The organism is Kaistella faecalis (assembly GCF_019195395.1).
Taxonomy (GTDB): Bacteria; Bacteroidota; Bacteroidia; order Flavobacteriales; family Weeksellaceae; genus Kaistella; species Kaistella faecalis.
Genome location: NZ_CP078067.1, coordinates 803,248 through 822,276, shown reverse-complemented (window position 1 = coordinate 822,276; position 19,029 = coordinate 803,248). Strand labels below are relative to the sequence as shown.

21 protein-coding genes are annotated in these 19,029 nt (G+C 41.8%); 12 read left to right on the top strand and 9 right to left on the bottom strand.

What is annotated here, in order from left to right; all coding sequences use genetic code 11:
- Positions 1–107: 107 nt before the first annotated feature.
- Entirely contained in the window at positions 108–1,754 is a 1,647-nt protein-coding gene (gene pafA, locus KTV93_RS03895; RefSeq protein WP_218250015.1) for an alkaline phosphatase PafA, read from the top strand.
- A gap of 93 nt (positions 1,755–1,847) precedes the next feature.
- Here pafA and KTV93_RS03890 read toward each other — a convergent pair whose 3' ends face one another.
- The 3 genes from KTV93_RS03890 to KTV93_RS03880 form a co-directional block, all read right to left on the bottom strand.
- Entirely contained in the window at positions 1,848–2,414 is a 567-nt protein-coding gene (locus KTV93_RS03890) for a sugar O-acetyltransferase (RefSeq protein WP_218250014.1), read from the bottom strand.
- Positions 2,415–2,554: 140 nt separating this feature from the next.
- Positions 2,555–3,082 (bottom strand): DUF4136 domain-containing protein, encoded by a 528-nt coding sequence (locus tag KTV93_RS03885; RefSeq protein ID WP_218250013.1) that lies wholly within the window; start codon positions 3,080–3,082, stop codon positions 2,555–2,557.
- A gap of 13 nt (positions 3,083–3,095) precedes the next feature.
- On the bottom strand, positions 3,096–3,275 hold the full coding sequence (locus KTV93_RS03880) for a C1orf53 family protein (RefSeq protein WP_218250012.1): 180 nt from the start codon (positions 3,273–3,275) through the stop codon (positions 3,096–3,098).
- Between the two features lie 39 nt (positions 3,276–3,314).
- Between KTV93_RS03880 and KTV93_RS03875 the strand changes: the two genes are divergently transcribed.
- The 4 genes from KTV93_RS03875 to hemL all read left to right on the top strand — a co-directional run bounded on the left by KTV93_RS03875 (position 3,315) and on the right by hemL (position 7,226).
- Positions 3,315–3,647, top strand: coding sequence for a hypothetical protein (locus KTV93_RS03875; protein ID WP_218250011.1), 333 nt, complete (start codon positions 3,315–3,317; stop codon positions 3,645–3,647).
- A gap of 263 nt (positions 3,648–3,910) precedes the next feature.
- Positions 3,911–4,825: a 1-aminocyclopropane-1-carboxylate deaminase/D-cysteine desulfhydrase gene (locus KTV93_RS03870; protein ID WP_218250490.1), complete on the top strand. Its 915-nt coding sequence runs from the start codon at positions 3,911–3,913 to the stop codon at positions 4,823–4,825.
- 14 nt (positions 4,826–4,839) lie between these two features.
- The gene (locus tag KTV93_RS03865) at positions 4,840–5,889 is read left to right on the top strand and encodes a glycoside hydrolase family 73 protein (RefSeq protein WP_218250010.1); all 1,050 of its coding nucleotides are present in this window, start codon (positions 4,840–4,842) and stop codon (positions 5,887–5,889) included.
- A gap of 53 nt (positions 5,890–5,942) precedes the next feature.
- A complete protein-coding gene (gene hemL / locus KTV93_RS03860) occupies positions 5,943–7,226 on the top strand; it encodes a glutamate-1-semialdehyde 2,1-aminomutase (RefSeq protein ID WP_218250009.1) in 1,284 nt (427 codons plus the stop codon).
- A 49-nt stretch (positions 7,227–7,275) separates the two neighbouring features.
- Here the strand turns inward: hemL and KTV93_RS12465 are convergent, their stop codons facing one another.
- The 4 genes from KTV93_RS12465 to KTV93_RS03845 form a co-directional block, all read right to left on the bottom strand.
- A complete protein-coding gene (locus KTV93_RS12465; protein ID WP_256118963.1) occupies positions 7,276–7,407 on the bottom strand; it encodes a hypothetical protein in 132 nt (43 codons plus the stop codon).
- A 135-nt stretch (positions 7,408–7,542) separates the two neighbouring features.
- The gene (gene namA / locus KTV93_RS03855) at positions 7,543–8,589 is read right to left on the bottom strand and encodes an NADPH dehydrogenase NamA (RefSeq protein WP_218250008.1); all 1,047 of its coding nucleotides are present in this window, start codon (positions 8,587–8,589) and stop codon (positions 7,543–7,545) included.
- Between the two features lie 147 nt (positions 8,590–8,736).
- Positions 8,737–10,872, bottom strand: coding sequence for a catalase (locus tag KTV93_RS03850; protein ID WP_218250007.1), 2,136 nt, complete (start codon positions 10,870–10,872; stop codon positions 8,737–8,739).
- A 16-nt stretch (positions 10,873–10,888) separates the two neighbouring features.
- Positions 10,889–11,455, bottom strand: a complete 567-nt coding sequence (locus KTV93_RS03845) for a YciE/YciF ferroxidase family protein (protein WP_218250006.1) — start codon at positions 11,453–11,455, stop codon at positions 10,889–10,891.
- Between the two features lie 274 nt (positions 11,456–11,729).
- Between KTV93_RS03845 and cdd the strand changes: the two genes are divergently transcribed.
- Positions 11,730–12,209, top strand: coding sequence for a cytidine deaminase (cdd, locus tag KTV93_RS03840; RefSeq protein WP_218250005.1), 480 nt, complete (start codon positions 11,730–11,732; stop codon positions 12,207–12,209).
- 33 nt (positions 12,210–12,242) lie between these two features.
- The gene (locus tag KTV93_RS03835; protein ID WP_218250004.1) at positions 12,243–13,127 is read left to right on the top strand and encodes a Ppx/GppA phosphatase family protein; all 885 of its coding nucleotides are present in this window, start codon (positions 12,243–12,245) and stop codon (positions 13,125–13,127) included.
- A gap of 5 nt (positions 13,128–13,132) precedes the next feature.
- On the opposite strand, the gene KTV93_RS03830 is transcribed toward KTV93_RS03835, so the two are convergent.
- Positions 13,133–13,627: a metallophosphoesterase family protein gene (locus tag KTV93_RS03830; protein ID WP_218250003.1), complete on the bottom strand. Its 495-nt coding sequence runs from the start codon at positions 13,625–13,627 to the stop codon at positions 13,133–13,135.
- 61 nt (positions 13,628–13,688) lie between these two features.
- Between KTV93_RS03830 and truA the strand changes: the two genes are divergently transcribed.
- Genes truA through KTV93_RS03815 form a run of 3 tightly spaced genes read left to right on the top strand, consistent with a single transcriptional unit; the run spans position 13,689 to position 16,523 of the window.
- A complete protein-coding gene (gene truA / locus KTV93_RS03825) occupies positions 13,689–14,420 on the top strand; it encodes a tRNA pseudouridine(38-40) synthase TruA (RefSeq protein ID WP_218250002.1) in 732 nt (243 codons plus the stop codon).
- Positions 14,421–14,429: 9 nt separating this feature from the next.
- Positions 14,430–14,771 (top strand): hypothetical protein, encoded by a 342-nt coding sequence (locus KTV93_RS03820; protein WP_218250001.1) that lies wholly within the window; start codon positions 14,430–14,432, stop codon positions 14,769–14,771.
- A gap of 3 nt (positions 14,772–14,774) precedes the next feature.
- Positions 14,775–16,523, top strand: coding sequence for an ABC transporter ATP-binding protein (locus KTV93_RS03815; protein ID WP_218250000.1), 1,749 nt, complete (start codon positions 14,775–14,777; stop codon positions 16,521–16,523).
- Between the two features lie 51 nt (positions 16,524–16,574).
- Here KTV93_RS03815 and KTV93_RS03810 read toward each other — a convergent pair whose 3' ends face one another.
- Positions 16,575–17,861, bottom strand: a complete 1,287-nt coding sequence (locus tag KTV93_RS03810) for an aldehyde dehydrogenase family protein (protein ID WP_218249999.1) — start codon at positions 17,859–17,861, stop codon at positions 16,575–16,577.
- 228 nt (positions 17,862–18,089) lie between these two features.
- On the opposite strand from KTV93_RS03810, the gene gcvH reads away from it, so the two are divergent.
- The gene (gcvH, locus tag KTV93_RS03805) at positions 18,090–18,467 is read left to right on the top strand and encodes a glycine cleavage system protein GcvH (RefSeq protein WP_218249998.1); all 378 of its coding nucleotides are present in this window, start codon (positions 18,090–18,092) and stop codon (positions 18,465–18,467) included.
- A 25-nt stretch (positions 18,468–18,492) separates the two neighbouring features.
- Positions 18,493–18,819 (top strand): VanZ family protein, encoded by a 327-nt coding sequence (locus tag KTV93_RS03800; protein ID WP_230259203.1) that lies wholly within the window; start codon positions 18,493–18,495, stop codon positions 18,817–18,819.
- Positions 18,820–19,029 lie beyond the last annotated feature (210 nt).

The window sequence follows — 19,029 nt, the reverse complement described above, 5'->3', positions numbered from 1 at the left end:
TTTTTTCAAATTTAGACAAAGAAGTATTAACAAAGCATGAATTTTTAAAAACTTCGGTTACCCTTTATAATTTCTTTTAAATTTGCAGTGATAAAAACTTTGATAAAATGTCCGGAAAAATTAAAATTCTGTTTTTCGTGTTCCTGTCTGTTTTCAGCATGAAGGCACAGAGAAATCAATCATCCACCACACCCAAACCCAAACTGGTGGTAGGAATTGTGGTAGACCAGATGCGGTGGGATTTTCTCTACCGCTACGAAAGCAAATACGGCAATGGTGGTTTCAGGAGGCTCCTTAGCCAGGGATACAGCTTCAGTAACGTAATGATCGATTATGTTCCCACGGTAACCGCATTGGGGCATACTTCGATTTACACAGGCTCGGTTCCCTCGATTCACGGCATTGCCGGAAACGACTGGACAGACCGCGAAACCGGCAAGAACGTATACTGCACGACTGACGCATCGGTAAAGGGAATCAGTGCCAGTTCCGAAAAAATCGGGGCACACTCGCCGCACAATCTCTGGAGCACGACGATTACTGACCAACTGGGGATGGCTACCAATTTCCGTTCGAAAGTGGTGGGAGTATCGCTGAAAGACAGGGCTTCCATTCTGCCAGCCGGGCACAATCCTACCGGAGCATTCTGGTTTGATGAAGGTACAGGAAATTTTGTAACCAGTTCCTATTATATGAACGAACTGCCGCAGTGGCTGAAGAACTTCAATGCGCAGAATTGGGGAGAAAAACTGGTAGCCAACGGCTGGACCACTTCACTTCCCCTCTCGCAATATACCGAAAGTACGGCTGACGACGTTCCGTGGGAACAGCTTTTGGGAAGTGCAAAAACCCCCACCTTTCCATATCATAATCTTGCGGCAGATTATGCCACGAAGAAAGGAATTATCAGAACTACACCGTTCGGAAATTCATTAACGCTAAAAGTTGCTGAGGCCGCGCTTGACGGTTATCATATGGGCCGTAATGCAGAGACAGATTTTCTTGCCATTAATATTGCATCCACCGATTATGTCGGACATTCTTTCGGCCCGAATTCTATTGAAGTACAGGATACCTATTTAAAACTTGATAAAGACCTGGAACAGTTTTTTAATATGCTCGATAAAAAAGTGGGCAAAGACAATTACCTCGTGTTCCTCTCTGCAGATCACGGTGCTGCGAATGCTTTAGGATATATGCAGGCGAACAAAATGCTGACCGGACTTTTTGATGAAGGACTTCAGAAAAATCTTGAAGAAGAACTTAAAGTAAAATTCAGTCAGGAAAAGCTGATCTGGGGAATCGATAATTACCAGATTTATCTGAATCACAAACTCATCCGTGAAAATAATTTGGATGTAGAGGCTGTTAAACAGCAGCTACTGTCTTATCTGAATAAAGATCCCCGCGTGCTGTATGCTGTAGATTTGGCTAAGGTTGGCTCTTCAGCTATATCCGAACCCCTTAAATCAAGAATCATCAATGGGTACAACTGGCAGCGGAGCGGTGACATCCAGATTATTTCGCACGACGGAATGTTGCCGAACTATGCCAAGAAAGGAACCACTCACAGTGTATGGAATTCTTACGACGCCCATATTCCGCTGATCTTCATGGGAACAGGAATTAAAAAAGGAGCGAGCGCCAAAGCTTATCACATGACGGATATTGCACCAACCTTGGCTCAGATCTTAAAAATCGAAAACCCAAGCGGAAACATCGGTAATCCTATTACTGAGGTTTTGGGAGAATAATATACGCCTTTAAAAGTAGTTGTAAAAAAGCAGTCTCTAATTGGCTGCTTTTTTAGTGAAGTGAAGTTTCCGCTCGGCTTCCGTAACCTTTATTTATTTTAAATCATCAACAGGTCTGATGACCTTGCACGGATTACCTGCCGCCACAACATTTTCAGGAATATCACGGGTAACCACACTGCCGGCGCCGATAACGGAATTATTCCCGATGCTTACGCCCGGCAGCACCGTTACATTCCCGCCGATCCATACATTGTTGCCCACGGTAATAGGTCTTGCATATTCCAGCCCCTGATTCCGCTTCGTCGTGTTTTCCGGATGCCCGGCTGTATAAAATCCACAGTTTGGCCCGATGAAAACATTGTTGCCAAATTTTACTTTTGCGCCATCCAGAATCACCAAATTGTGGTTGGAATAAAAGTTATCGCCGATCTCTGTATTATAGCCGTAGTCGCACCAGAAAGGCTGCTCGATCAGGAATGCGGATTGGGAACGGGGAATAATTGATCTGATCATTGCTTCTCTTTTTTTATAATCCGAGTAGGGCAGATTGTTGTACTGCTGACATAAATTCTTGCAGTGTCCGCGCTCCCGGACCAGTTCCTGATCAAAATTCGCATCGTAAAGCATGCCCAGTTCGCATTTTTCTTTTTCGGTCATGGTAATGATTTTTTAATGGTCAGTTCAATGGGTTCAATACTATTAGAAGTCATCCCGCCATTGTTGTCAATGTACAAAATTAAAAAAAGCCTCCCTGTGTAGGGAGACTTCAATAAATATTAAAATGGAGTAGGGAACGTTTACTTTTTCTGTGGCGGATAGTTCGCCATGATTTCTGCAACGATTTCAGGAATCTGTTTCTGTTTCGATTTCGGAGAATCTACGGAAATTCCGCTGCCGATTCCCTGCCAAACCAGTTTCTGGGTTTTTGCGTCAATCAGATCCAGAATCAGTGCGCCCTGATTGTAATTGGAAGTCCAGGTTCTGTTCATCCCTACACCCCAACCGAAAGGTCCGCCCCAGCCATACATTCCGTAAGGTCTGGAAGACTGCACATCCTGAATTTTCTTGTGATTCGCTTTCACATTCACAATTAAATCCGGGTTATCGCTTACGCTCATTCCCTTAGTCTGTAACTGTCTGGAGACTTCATTCAGTACACGGTCTTTATCGATGTCGTTCAGTTTCAGATCGTCAATTCTCAGTTTATACGTTTTATACTCGTTGAAGTTTGCAGTTTCTGCATAATCAGATCTAACATTGAAAGGGCTGCACGAGGTAAGTCCCAATGTTGCCGAAGCTAAAAGAAGAAAAATATACTTTTTCATTTGGAGTAATTTATTAATTTTTTTTAATCGGTTTTATAAAACGGTCGGTCTTTTTATCATAACCGTAAGGACAGTGTTTACAGCCACTTTTGCAGCAGTAGCCGCGTTTCAGGTGGTATTTCTCTGTAAAAACCTTATAACCCTGCTCGTTATAATAAAAGTCTTCATGTTCTTTGATGGTGTTTTCGCTCATGGGTTAAATGGAAATCGCCGAAAATTTTATCTTTGTAAGATGATTATTGTCTGGCAGTCACTGCTCAAAAATACAAAAATTTCAGCGATTACCCTTTTTCCGGTGATCATCCTGCGCAAACCTGAATCCCGGCACGACAAAATCCTGATCAATCACGAAAAAATTCACCTTCGCCAGCAACTGGAGCTGCTCATCATCTTCTTCTATCTCTGGTACGTCATCGAATATTATTTCTGGTATTTTCGACTCAAAGACAGTTTCCTGGCTTATAAATATATTTCCTTCGAGCGTGAAGCCTTTGCCATGGAAGATGATCCGGATTACCTGAAAACCCGCAGACTCTGGAGTTTCTGGAAATATATAGGAGGTTAATTTTCTTTGGGCGCCTTATCCGGCTTTCACTGCTCGCTTCCCGGTTCCTGCGTCGCCGGGAGAGCTCAAACAGACCGTTCAATCCGGGGCGCAACACGGCTTTATAGAAAATGCAGTTTAAAACAAGCAAAGTACTTTCCAGACACCCAGCATCCAACATCCAGCAACAGGCATGCAAACCCATCAGAGCAATCCGCTTTATCCGCGCGAGAAAACACAACCGTAACCATTCACTTTTCAAAATCTTTCCCGAAATTTGCAGCATGACCATTCCTGAAATTTCAATCCCCATCACCGAAATTCCGCTGGAAAAAAATATAAAGCTCTTCATCAAAAGAGAAGATCTTATTCATCCCGAAATTTCCGGCAATAAATTCTGGAAACTCTACTATAACATTAATCAATATCTTGAGCAGCAACCGGAACATCCTTTCATCGTTACGTTTGGCGGCGCATTTTCCAATCATATTGCTGCGGTTTCCGCATTAGGAAAAGAACAGGGCATTAAAACTTTGGGAATTATCCGTGGGGAAGAACTTGAGAACAAATGGCAGGAAAATCCCACATTAGCGTTCGCGCACACCAACGGAATGGCCTTCCGTTTTGTGACCCGCGCTGAGTACAGAAATAAGGAATCTTTAACCCGGGATCTTCAGAAAGAATTTCCCAATGCCTTGATTATTCCCGAAGGCGGAACCAACCATCAGGCAGTGAAGGGCATACAGCACATGCTGAATGAAGGTACAAAAAGTTTTGATTATCTTTGCACCGCAGTTGGGACTGGCGGAACCGTTGCCGGCCTCTCGAAATTTGCTGAAGAACACCAGCATGTTTTGGGTTTCAAAGCGGTAAACGATCCAACGCTGGAAGATGAGGTCTTTAAGTTATCCGGAAAAAAGAATTTTAATCTTTTTGAAGCCCACGACGGCAGTTACGGCAAAATAACTAATGAAAATATCCGTTTTATCAATAATTTTTCAGAATATTACGGAATTCAGTTAGATCCGGTATACACTGGAAAAATGATGAGGCTTATTTTCAAACTGATAAAAGAGGATTTCTTTCCGGAAAATACAAGCATTCTGGCTTTCCATACCGGCGGGCTTCAGGGAATTTCCGGAGCGAACAGGATGTTGGAAGAACAGAACAGGCCTTTAATCAAACTGATGAAAAGTTGACCAAACAACAGTTTATGAAGAGAATATTTTTTGCTTTTGCATTGATCATTGTATCAAAATTCCATGCTCAGACCTGGAAAAATGATGAGCAGTACATTCAGAAATTTGCGGCGTATGCTGTTGAGGAAATGGAAAAATACAAGATTCCTGCCTCTATTACTTTAGCGCAGGGACTTTTGGAAACCGGTGGCGGACAGAGCCGCCTCGCACAGATTGGTAAAAACCACTTCGGCATTAAATGTAAAGAAGACTGGACGGGCAAGACGATGAAACATACCGATGATGCACCGAATGAATGCTTCCGTGTATACGATGATCCGAAAGAATCCTATGAAGACCACTCAAAATTTCTGGCTTACCGAAAATATTACGTGAATCTCTTCAAGCTCGATATGAAAGATTACAAAGCCTGGGCACATGGACTGAAGAAAGCGGGATATGCTACAAATCCCCGTTACGCCTATATCTTGATCGATAAAATTGAAAAAAATAAACTTTACGAATTCGACAATACCAATTCAAAAGAAGTGCTGTACACCGTTCTGAAATTGTATCCGGGACTGCGTGATGATAAAATCTTCATGGCACAGCTTGACCAGAGTAAAGCTTCCTCGAAACCTGTGACCGTAAAAGTTCCGTACGAACAGACGTCGTATGCGAAGCAGCAGCAGACTGTTGAAAGGATTAAGACAAGAGCAGAAATCCTCAATTCAATTCTGGTAAAAAACCATCCGAACGGTGGAAAAAAATTTGTGATTATCCCCGAAGATGCTGAATTGAGTCTTGTTTCAAAGAAATTCGGGATTTCCGAAAGCAAACTCATGAAATGGAACGAACTAGACGGTACCCAGCTGCGCAGGAACGATGTCCTGTTCCTGGAATCCAAATCTTCCAGCGGAAATGTAGCCAGCTACAAAACCAAGGTTGGCGAATCCATGCATGATGTTTCCCAGAAGTTCGGCATTAAACTCAGCAAATTGTATTCTAAAAACAGAATGGCTTTCGGTGAACAGCCCAAAGCCGGACAGCTCATCTACCTTCAGGACAAAAAGCCCCGAAGCTGATCTGCATCCATCACCCATCATCCATCACCCCACATCTAACACCCAACAATAAAATGTTATACCAAAGAAGTTCAGCTTTATTCGATGAAGCGTACCAATATATTCCGGGCGGCGTGAATTCCCCCGTGCGTGCCTTTAAATCTGTAGGCGGCGTTCCCATTTTTATGAAATCTGCGAAAGGCGCGTATATGACCGACGCCGATGACAATGTATATATCGACTATATTAATTCATGGGGACCGGCGATTTTAGGACATACACATCCTGAAGTTCTGGAAGCCATCAAGAAGCAGGCAGAAAACGGATTTTCCTACGGAACACCTTCCGAACTGGAAACAGAAATAGCTAAACTCATAGTGCAGAATGTGCCGAACATCGACCAGATCAGAATGGTTTCTTCGGGAACTGAAGCCTGTATGAGCGCGATTCGTCTCGCAAGAGGTTTTACCGGAAGAGATAAATTTATCAAATTCGAAGGCTGTTATCACGGTCATTCCGATTCATTTTTAATTAAAGCCGGAAGCGGTGCTGCCACTTTCGGGAATCCCAATTCTCCGGGGGTTACCGCCGGAACAGCAAAAGACACTTTGTTAGCGAGATATAACGATATCGAACAGGTGGAAGATCTATTCCGCCACAATCAGGGTGAAATTGCCGCAATTATTGTGGAACCGGTTGCCGGAAACATGGGCTGCGTATTGCCTGAAAACAATTTCCTGCAGAATTTAAGAAAACTCTGTGACGAAAACGGAGCTTTGCTGATTTTCGATGAAGTGATGACCGGTTTCCGTTTAGGTTTTGGCGGAGCGCAGGAAGTTTATGACGTGAAAGCCGATTTGGTCACTTACGGAAAAGTGATCGGTGGCGGACTTCCCGTAGGAGCTTTTGCCGGACGAAATGAAATTATGGATCACCTTGCTCCGAAAGGCGCAGTATATCAGGCCGGAACTTTAAGCGGAAATCCACTCGCTATGAGAGCGGGTTTGACAACGCTGGAACTGATCAGAAAAGATGAAAATTTCTATCAGAACATCAATAAAACGGCAGAAACCCTAGATTTCGAAATCGGAAAGATTCTGAATTCAAAAAGTATTGAACACCGCATCAACCGAAAAGGTTCCATGATGAGTGTCTTTTTCCATATCAATGCAGTTTCTAATTTTGACGAAGCTGCGCAGGCCAATCACTCGCTGTTCAATAATTTCTTTCATTTTCTGCTTGAAAAGGGAATTTACCTTCCACCAAGCGGTTACGAAACCTGGTTTATTTCCGACGCGATCAAAGAAAAGGAAATTGACAGAACTCTGGAAGTCATCCGAAAATTTGAGTATTCTTAAATTAAAAAAGGAATAATAAAAAATATCAGTTTGCCGTTATCCGATAAAATTAAGAAGCGATGAAAAGGAAAATCTTAAACTTATTAGGAATTTCATGGATTGTGACGACAATTGGTTTTGTAATGGACGGAGATCCTACAGTGCCAGGTGTACTGTTAAGACTTACGGAGTTTTTCTTCATGTTAGGAATTGTGTTCTTAATTCTGTCCGTTTTTTATTTCGGAAGTCTGTTTGTTAGAAGCAGTTTTCGAAAATTAATCAAGTGAAACTGAAACATACATCAACAAAAAGCCAACTGCAAGAGTTGGCTTTTTTCTTAAGGTTTCGCTCTTTCATATTGTGGAGGGAAGAAGCAATTGTCTTTATTTTTAAAAGAACCCCGAACCGGAAGGTAAGGATTTCTTAGAATTTCGCGGGCGACAAAAATCAAGTCGGCCTGCTGATTCTGTAGAATTTCCTCGGCCTGTTTTGCTGTTTTTATCATTCCTACAGCGCCGGTGGCAATTTCTGCATCTTTTTTAACAGCTTCCGCCAATGGAACCTGGTAGCCGTCAAACAGGGAAATTTTTACGCCATGGATATTTCCACCGCTGGAAACATCGATGAGGTCAACACCTTTTTCCTTTAAAATCCTGGCTAATTCTACACTGTCTTTAATGTTCCATCCGTTTGTGGCATATTCCGTTCCTGAAATTCTTACGAATAACGGGTGATTTTCATCAAGAACGTCATTTACCGCTTCCACAATTTCCAGTAAAAACCGGATTCTGTTTTCAAAACTTCCTCCATATTCATCGGTTCTGGTATTGGATAAAGGGGAAAGAAACTGATGGATTAAATAGCCGTGAGCCGCATGAATCTCAATCAGATCAAACCCAGCATTTATTGCTCTGGCTGCAGCTTCTTTAAAATGCTGTACTAAATCCTTAATTTCTTCCACCGTTAATTCATGGGGAATTCTTTCACTTTCTTCATAAGGAATTGGGGAAGGAGCTACGGTTTCCCAGCCTTCTTCTAAAGAAATCTGTTTTCCGTTCCAGGTAGAGGCCTTTCTTCCGGCATGCGCAAGCTGAATCCCGATTTTGCTGTCAGAATTTTCATGCACAATTTTCGCGATTTTTGAAAGCGCTGCGGCCTGTTCATCATTCCAGATTCCCATACACTTATTGGTAATTCTTCCTTCAGGCACCACACCGGTAGCTTCCACGATAATCAAACCTGTGCCGCCCTGCGCACGGCTTCCGTAATGAAGCAGGTGAAAATCATTGGCAACGCCGTTTTCGGAGGAATACATACACATGGGAGACATTACCCAGCGGTTTTTAATTTCTAAATTCCTGAATTGTATTGGAGTATAAAGCATAAATAATTTGAATTTTTAAAAGGTCAAAGTTAAGGAATCATCGTCAGTCTTTGGCGCAGGTTTATTCACTGATTTGCAATCATCGATATAGACAAATTAAAAAGAGGCTTCTCTAAAGAAACCTCTCATTATAATATAACAAATCTTTTATGCAGGCAAAGGATTCATTTCGCGATCCCAGAACCGGTGCAGGATAATAGAGCCGGCAAAGAGCTTAAGATCTCCGTCAGTTACGATTCCGTCTGCGGGAAGAGTGAGGCCGCGGACTGCTTTTTCTAAAAGTTCCGAGCCGTTATCGTCAGTACCGAAAGGTTTACAGTGCTTGTAGGCTTCCGCGATGAAGTGAAGCGCGCCCGCATGTTCCATCAGGGTATTTACACTGTCGCCGCCCGGAATATAAACCGCGTCAAATATTACCGAAGCAGCCGTAAGCAAGCTGTCATCCACAGGATATTGATCGCCTGACTGCGTGGTAACAAAACCATGTCTCGGAGCAATAATCTGTACTAAGGCATCCATCTCGCACAGTTCTTTTTTAACTCTGGTGAAGGCCTCATCGTTCACTCCATCAGCAGTAAGGATTGCAATTCTCCGCGCTTTAATATTGGTCGGCAGTTTATTCGCCATGCTTACGGATGGTGCTTCGCTGATCGGAAGTTCTACTTTTAAAGAGTGATGTTCATCCGGATTTCCGTCGGCAGGAATACTGTCGGTAATCGGCTGAGGCAACCTTTCAGGAACAAGTCCCAAATGATGAGCTACCTGGTTTGCAAGATCTTCATCCACTTCAAGCAGCATGTTCACCATTCTCTGTCTGATCGGCACCCGCTGAACTTTTCCAAGTTCAAAAGAGAATGCATTCTGGATGTGGCGCTTTTCGTGCAATGTCATGCTGTTATAAAACAGGGTAGGCTGGCTGAAATGGTCGAAGAAACTTTTGCTTCTTTTTCTGATTTTGGAGGAATCGATGCGTTCTTCAAAGGATGCGAATCCGCCTTCCTTAATCATCGCCTGAAACGGACATCCCTGAGCCATGGAATTCGGGTGATAAGAAACTTTTCCTTTCGGAATCTGCATGCGGTGAATACCGTCGCGCTGGTTATTGGTTACATCCGGGATCGCTCTGTTGATTGGAATTTCATGGAAGTTCGGTCCGCCAAGCCTTGAAAGTTGGGTGTCGGTATAAGAGAATAATCTTCCCTGTAAAAGCGGGTCATTGGTGAAATCGATGCCGGGAACAACATGCCCCGGATGGAAAGCCACCTGCTCGGTTTCTGCGAAGAAATTGTCGGGATTTCGGTTTAAAGTCATCTTCCCGATAATTTCCACAGGAACCATTTCCTCCGGAATCATTTTGGTAGGATCCAGCAAGTCGAAAGGGAATTTATGCTCATCTTCCTGAGGAATGATCTGCACGCCGAGTTCCCATTCCGGATACATTCCCTTTTCAATAGCATCCCAAAGGTCGCGGCGGTGGAAATCGGTATCTTTTCCGGCAAGTCTCTGAGCTTCGTCCCATGCAAGACCTAAAACGCCCTGCAGCGGTTTCCAGTGGAATTTGACGAAATGCGACTGGCCCTCATCATTAATAAATCTAAAGGTATGAATTCCAAAACCTTCCATCGCACGAAGCGTTCTTGGAATCGCCCTATCACTCATAAGCCACATGATATTGTGCATGGCTTCGGGCATTAAAGAAATGAAATCCCAGAATGTGTCGTGTGCGGAAGCTGCCTGCGGAATTTCGTTATCCGGTTCAGGCTTTACCGCATGAACGAGATCCGGAAATTTCATGGCATCCTGAATGAAAAATACAGGGGTGTTATTCCCGACCAAATCATAATTGCCTTCCTGAGTATAAAATTTTACGGCGAAACCACGGATGTCGCGGGGTAAATCAGTAGATCCCCGACTGCCTTGTACGGTAGAAAACCGAACAAATACCGGTGTTTTAACCGTGGTATCATTCAAGAATTTTGCTTTCGTATATTTACCTAAAGGTTTGTACAGCTGAAATTCGCCGTGTGCCCCGGACCCTCTCGCATGAACGATCCTTTCCGGAATTCTTTCATGGTCAAAATGGGTCATTTTTTCCCGGAAAATAAAATCTTCCAGAAGAGATGGTCCTCGGTCGCCTGCTTTCAGGGAGTTTTGATCATCATTGATTTTGATTCCCTGATTGGTCGTCATAAATTCGCCGTGGTCATCAACTTTATATTTTCCGAGCTGTTCTACTTTTGGGTTTGCGCCATTTTCAAACGGCTCCTGTTCGTTAATTTTCATAGTAGTGATTTGTTGGTTATACAGCGTTTATATCTTTGGATTTATGTTTACCCGCCGCGGCCTGAGAATTCAGGTTGGTATCTGCGATGGTGGTAAGTACGCAGTCTGATTTTTTTTCTTCGCCTAAAGTACGAAGCAGCAGATCAAGTGCTTCTTTTTCATTAAGCACTTTTGCATAGGCGCAAAGCGTTCCGTAGCTGGCGATTTCGTAATGCTCTACTTTTTGAGAACTTCCGATAATGGCAGCATCGCGAACCGGACCTTCGGCTGCACCCGAAACGGTTTCCCTTCCTTCTTCCAGTATTCCCTCAATCGCAGGACATTTTTTGGCTTCGGCTTTCATTCCCATGGAGGCGAATGCTTCTTCCAGCCGAACTACCTGTTGTTTAGTCTGCGCCAAATGATCTTTAATAGCCGTTTTGAGTTTTGGATCTGATGCATTTTCATACATTTCGGGAAGTGCTTTTACTAATGCATTTTCCGCATAATAAATGTCCTTCAAACCGTCAGTGAAAAGGTCACGCAGCTGCATGGCACCGCCATTAGCCTGTTTCTTCGGAGGAGTTGTTTTTTTCTTTTCCATTTTAATTTTTTTATTAATGTTTGAATTTGGCTGCTTATGAAATCCTATTTAGCCGCAATCTTGAGATTTAATAAAGATTACTATAGAAGAAAGCTATCAGAATGTAGTTTTCAGCATCAATTTTTAAACCAAAGAATTAGAGGCACGAGTTAAAATTTTCCTAAGACCGCCAGTAATGCTGTTGATTTATAGGAGATTCATTTTGCCAATCTGTTAGCGCTGTAGAGCTAATAATTGAAAAATAAAAGGTATCTTTACTCCCCAATTTTTTTAAATGGAAAAAGAATTAAAAATCAGTTTTGAAGCGATCAGGAATTACGACAGTCTTGATGATACCGAGAAGAAACTCTTTGACGAAGCAAAAAAGATCAGAGAGAATGCATACGCTCCATATTCTCATTTTCATGTCGGATGTGCGGTTTTGTTAGAAAACGGCGAAATCATTACAGGAAGTAACCAGGAGAATGCGGCATATCCCTCCGGGCTGTGCGCCGAGCGAACCACTATTTTCTGGACAGCTGCTAATTTCCCCAACGTGAAGATGAAGAAACTGTTTGTGATTGGTGCGCCAAAAGATGCCTTGTCATCAACACCAATTCCGCCGTGTGGATCGTGCCGGCAGTCGATCCTGGAATACGAAGCCAAACAGCAGGAAGGAATTGAGATTTATTTTGCATCACTGGACGGTGAAATCTTCAAAACCAAATCAATCCGCGACCTGCTTCCGTTTTCCTTTGATTCATCTTATCTTTAGTATTTTCAAAACTAAGTTCAAACAAGTAGTATTATGAGAATCGCAGCAATCGATATCGGGAGTAATGCAGCCCGGCTTCTGATTAACGAAGTCACCGAGCCTAAAAAAGGCAAGCCGGAGTTTATGAAACTTAATCTGTTAAGAATTCCGCTGCGTTTGGGGATGGATGTTTTTACTCACGGGAAGATCGGTGCTGAGAGGGAGGAAATGGTAATCAGTTCGATGAAGGTTTTCAGCGATCTCATGAAAATCTATAAAGTGGAACATTACCGTGCTTGCGCCACCAGTGCGATGCGCGACGCTAAAAACGGTGTGGAAATCATTAATGCTGTAAAGGAAACTTCCGGAATCAGTATTGAAATCATTTCAGGCGACGAGGAAGCCACACTTATTTACGAAAATCACGTGGCGGAAGGTCTTGATAAAGATTCAGCCTATCTTTATATTGATGTAGGTGGCGGATCCACAGAATTGACTTTCTACGAAAACGGAGAAATGAAATATGAACATTCCTTCAATATCGGTACAATACGACTGCTGAATAATCTGGTGAAAGAAGAGCACTGGAAAGAAATGAAAGAAGAAATCCGTAAAAACATCAACAGTAAAAAACCTGTAGTAGCGATAGGTTCCGGCGGAAACATCAATAAAATATTTTCGATGAGCAAGACAAAAGACGGAAAACCGATGTCTACAGCCTACCTGAAAAAGTATTATAAAGAAATGAATGGCCTTACCGTAACGGAAAGAATGAGCAAATTCGGACTCAGGGAAGACCGCGCCGATGTTCTGGTTCCTGCCTTGGAAATTTTCAATAATGTAATGAACTGGGGAGATATCGACAAAATATTCGTTCCGAAAATTTCGGTGGCCGACGGTTTAATCCATCGGATTTACGATAATCTGAAAAAGAATTAATACAATTATTTTTTACCTAATTCAATCACTTCCAGATTTTCGATTTGGTCTTTGTTGATTTCGAACCGCATCATCGTCCGCATTTGGTGCCAGCCGACTTTTCCCATAGCGCCGGGATTCAGGTGCAGAAGATTGTTTTTCTTATCGAACATCGCCTTCAGAATGTGTGAATGTCCTGAAATAAAGAGTTTCGGAGTCTGTTCCTCAATTTCTTTTTTCGCCAGCGGAGTGTATTTTCCGGGATAACCGCCGATGTGAATCATCAAAACTTCTACCTCTTCACATTTAAATCGTAAAACTTCAGGAAAAATTTTTCGGATTTCTGTCCCGTCTATGTTTCCATAAACGCCGCGCAGAGGTTTTATCTTCTCCAATTTTTCAATTACTTCCATGTTTCCGAAATCTCCGCAGTGCCATATTTCATCTGCCTGTTTAGCGTAATCTAAAATACGGTCATCGATATAGGAATGAGAGTCGGAGAGGAGCAGAATCTTTTTCATAAAAGACAAATTACTTTATTTTTCTTCACTTTTCCGAATTTAATTTTAGAAATTTGCAGCCATGCGATATTTCATTGAATTTTCTTACTGCGGAAAAAACTATTTTGGTTATCAGATACAGCCCAGGGAAATTTCTGTTCAGCAGGAACTTGAAAAAGCACTTTCAACTTTGCTCAGGCAGGAAATTAAAACTACCGGAGCCGGAAGGACCGACACCGGAGTGCATGCAACAAAAATGTTCGCGCATTTCGATACTGATATAAAACCAGATCAGAATTTAGTTTACAAGCTCAACAGTTTTCTTCCGGATGACATCGCAGTGAAGAAAATTTTTGAAGTGAAAGATGATTTTCATGCCAGATTCAATGCCACGTACCGCACTTATGAATATTATATTTCATCAGAAAAAAATCCCTTTGCTCAGGATTCTTCCTGGCAGATGTGGCGACGTAAACTCGATATCGATCAAATGAATGAAGCCTGCAAAATTCTTTTTGAATATGAAGATTTTACCAGTTTCGCCAAACTTCACACCGATAATAAAACCAATAACTGCCGAATTTACAAAGCAATTTGGGAACAGAACGGAGCTGAACTGAAATTCACCATTTCTGCAGACCGTTTTTTAAGAAATATGGTAAGAGCAATCGTTGGAACGATGGTAGAAATTGGGAACGGCAAAATTAAACCGGAAGATTTACGAAAAATCATCGAGAAAAAAGACCGGAATTCGGCAGGAACTTCCGCACCACCGCAAGGTTTGTTTTTGGTGGATGTGGGTTATAATTTTTAAAACTGACAGATGATAGGAATTTTTATTTTGATTTTTGCGTACCGGTATTATGCTTCTCTGGCTGAAAGGTTTGGTAAAGTAAAATGGCAGTACGGACTTCTGGCAATTGGTATATATTTGGGAACACAGCTGTTTTTCGGTTTATTTTACGGAATTTATCTTGCATTAACAGATCCGGAAGAAATCGATAACATTAATTATACAGGATTTTCCGGCGTGAATTTAATTGGCTGGCTCCTTTCCATTGCTGCGGTATATGGGATTTATAAATTTTTAGAAAACAGATTTCTGAAAGAACGCCTGAAAGGTCCAGCAATTGAAATTCAGGATATCGGAAAGAAAGAGGATTAAAATATGAAGAAACAAAGCACCTGGGATATAATCAAGAGACTCTTTAAGATTGGGATGAAATTCCGGTCGTGGTTTATCATTACGCTGATAATTTCCATCGTTTTATCGGTAATTTCCACGTACCGGCCGTATCTTACGATGCAGATTGTAGATACAGACATCATCAAACTTAAAGACGAAGGTTCGATGATGAAGCACATCTATATTCTGGTAGCTTTGGTTTTTGGCGAAACGATTCTGAATTTTTTCCTCGTTTATTTTTCAAACTTCATTTCTCAGAATGTCATCCGCGATATCCGCGAAAGGCTTTATCATAAACTCATTTATTTCCGTACCTCATTTTTCGATAAGACCGCGATCGGGCAGCTTGTGACGAGAGCCGTGGGTGATGTAGAAACCATTTCAACAGTTTATACTGATGGTTTTCTGATGGTTTTCGGTGATATTCTCCGAATTGTTTTTGTGCTGATCATGATGTTTCAGGTTGATGTACATTTAAGTTACATTTCACTGGCAATTCTTCCGCTGATGGTTGTGATCACAAGGTTCTTCCAGAAAAAACTAAGAATGGCTTTCGGAGATGAAAGAACCTGGACGGCCAATCAAAACTCATTTGTACAGGAGCGCTTGCAGGGAATGTCTTTGATTCAGGTCTTCAACCGCCAGCAGGCAGAATTTAAGAAATTTGATCAGATTAATATTACGTTAAAGGCTGCATTGCTCAGAACCGTATTTATATTTTCGCTGTTTTTTCCGGTTGTGGAATTGATTTCGTCGCTATTCATAGGATTTATCCTTTTCTATGGCGGATATATCACGATTTCTGCAGGAGTGGTTATTGCCTTTATTCAGTATATCTCAATGTTGATCCGTCCGCTGAGACAAATTGCCGACCGTTTCAATAATATACAGCGGGGCATCGTAGGCGCTGAAAGGGTTCTGGGTGTAATGGATGAAGATTTTGCGCTGCCCAACGAAGGCAAAGTAATGAAAGATCATTTTGACGGAAAGATTGAATTTAAGGACGTGTATTTTTCCTACGATGAAAATCAGGACGTATTAAAAGGGATCAGTTTCAAAGTGAATCCTGGTGAAACCGTCGCGATTGTTGGAGCCACCGGAGCGGGAAAATCTACCATCATCAGTTTAATTACGAGGCTTTATGATATTAATTCAGGGCAGATTCTTCTGGATGACGTTGCCTTAAAAGATTATGAACTCTATAATTTAAGAAGCCATATCGGCGTGGTGCTGCAGGACGTATTCCTTTTCCACGGTACCATTTTCGAAAATTTGGCTTTTGGAGACGAAACCGTGACTTTAGAAAAAATTAAAAGCGTAGCAAAAGATATTGAGGTTGATGATTTCATCGAAAGTCTTCCCGGCGGGTACGATTATGTAGTGCGTGAAAGAGGTTCTTCGATTTCCCTCGGACAACGTCAGCTGCTTTCATTTTTACGTGCCTACCTTTCTGACCCGAAAATTCTGATACTGGATGAAGCAACTTCTTCCATCGACCACGAAAGTGAAAAGCTTATCCAGAGAGCAACGGAGAAAATTACAAAAAACAGGACTTCAATCATTATTGCGCACAGGCTTTCGACCATTGAAAAAGCCGATAAAATTATTGTCATGGAACACGGCAAAATTGTTGAAGAGGGCAAACACCTTGAACTTCTTGATAAAAACGGATATTATTCCACCCTTTACCGGGCGCAGCTGAAACGCGATGTTGCAGAAAGTGAAGCATAATAAAAGCGCCGGAATTATTTCCGGCGCTTTTATTTTAAATGTTATGATTTTTTAGTTTCCTACAATTGTTTTTGCTGTGACGAATTCTTTAAGCGCGATCATCGAGAGCTCGGTTCCGTAACCTGAAGATTTTGCACCTCCGAACGGAAGTCTTGGATCTGAGCTTGTTTCTTTATTAATGCTTACCGTTCCCGATTCCAGATTCTGAATAAAGAATTCCTGCCTTTTTTTAGTCTTAGTCCAAACCGAATTGGCAAGACCGAAAGGAATATCGTTCGCCAGTTTCAGGGCATCTTCATCATTCTTGGCAATCATCACCATACCCAAGGGACCGAAAAGTTCTTCCAGCAGGATAGGATTTCCTTTTTTTACACGGATTAAGCCAGGCTCGAAAGCCTGATCAGAAATGCGCTTCAACGGTAAAATAATTTCCGCTCCGTTTTTCAGGGCTTTTTTATATTGCTTTTCAAGTTCATCAGCAAGATCCGGTCTGGCCATTCCACTTAGATTAGTCTCTTTTTTCAAAGGATTTCCGGGGATGTATTTTTGGTACTCCGTAATAAATAGGGGTAAAAATTCTTTTTCAATATTTTTCTGAATGATAAAACGTTTTGCGGCATTGCAGGCCTGTCCGCAGTTTTGGAGTCTCGCCTTGGCACCGCTTTCTGCAGCTTTCTTCAGATTGGCATCATCCAGAACAATAAAGGCATCACTTCCTCCCAGTTCAAGGAGCGATTTTTTAATGTTTTTTCCTGCGATCGACGCAACTTCAGCGCCGGCTTTCTCGCTTCCGGTTAAACTGACTCCTTTTATAAGGGGATTTTCCAGAACCGTTTTAACTTCGGCATGACCGATCTCTAAATTTTGAAATATCCCTTTGGGGAATCCGGCTTCCAGAAAAAGTTTCTCGATCATTTTTCCGCTCCCGAAACAGATTGAAGCGTGCTTCAGAACTACTGTATTTCCAGCAAGAATGGCGGGAACAGCAAACCTCAGAACCTGCCAGAACGGAAAATTCCAGGGCATTACTCCCAGAATCACTCCCATTGGAGAATAATGGATCTCGGAGAGTTTGTATTCTGTTTTTATCTTTTCGGGTTTCAGTATGTTTTCTGCGTTGGCGTAGAATCTCGCCATCAGTGCACATTTTTCAACTTCCGCGATGGATTGAGAAACCGGTTTGTTCATCTCTCTGGTGATGTTCTTGCCAAATTTTTCAGCATTCTTTTCCAGAAGGTTAGCCAGTTTTATAAGATGCTTCTGTTTTGTAGAAAAAGGAATATCCCGCCACTGGAGAAAAGATTGATGAGCGGAATCTATTTTTTTAGATAAAATCATTGTTTATTGATGTTTGAATTTATAGAAATTTCGTGCTAAATGAATTCGCACGCAATTCGTATTACAGCAAAGATAGTAAAAGAAGCAAAAACCATGATCGCTGTCCGCTTATTATAGTTATAGCCGTGGTGACAATTGAGAGGCCGGTGCGTGATGCCCGAATAAGTTGTTTGAAAGATTTGAGATTATGATAATTTTGAGTAATTTTGAAAAATAAAATTTAAAAAAATGAATACACCTTCTGAATTAAAGTACACAAAAGACCACGAATGGGTTAGAATTGATGGGGACACCGCAACAATTGGGATTACAGATTTCGCACAGGGCGAGTTGGGTGATATTGTTTTTGTAGATGTAGATTCTGTGGATGATGAACTTTCTGCAGGAGATGTTTTCGGCAGTGTAGAAGCTGTGAAAACTGTTTCAGACCTTTTCTTGCCGGTAAGTGGTACGGTAACAGAGTTCAACACAGAGCTTGAAGACCAGCCCGAACTTCTTAACACAGATCCATATGGCAAAGGCTGGATCATTAAATTGACGATTGCAGAGGGAGCAGATATGTCTGAACTGATTACTGCAGAGCAATACCAGGAGTCTCTTGGATAAAATATCGAAAATATTTATTAAGATTTTGCCCATTTATTGGGCATTTCTTACTTTTATGCTCCTCAGGCCTGGTGTGGAAAATTTAGAATATGCCTTTATGTTTGATGGGATTGATAAGATTCTGCATCTTACGATTTTCGCGATGTTGGGATTTTGTTTTACTGCAGCCTTCCCAAAAGTGAAATTTATTTTGTTCTTTCAGATTATGCTGAGCTACTCTATACTCACTGAAATTCTTCAGGATGAAATGGGCTGGGGCAGGTCTATGGAAGTTTTGGATTTGGTAGCAGATACAGTAGGGGTGCTTGCGGGATATTATATCTTTACCAAAGTAAAAAGCCTCACCCTTTAGATAAGTATACCAAAATAGAGTCCCGCTTATGGCGGGATTTTTTTGTTATATAAATAAGGATAGTTTTATCTACAAGGTTTTCTGATATACTATATATCTACTATATAGCAGAATTTCTTCAATGATCTTGTGATAGGTTTTGGTTGGTTTGTATTATTGTATTCCTGTTCAAAAATTTTTGTCACAGATTTTCAGTACTTTGAGTAATTG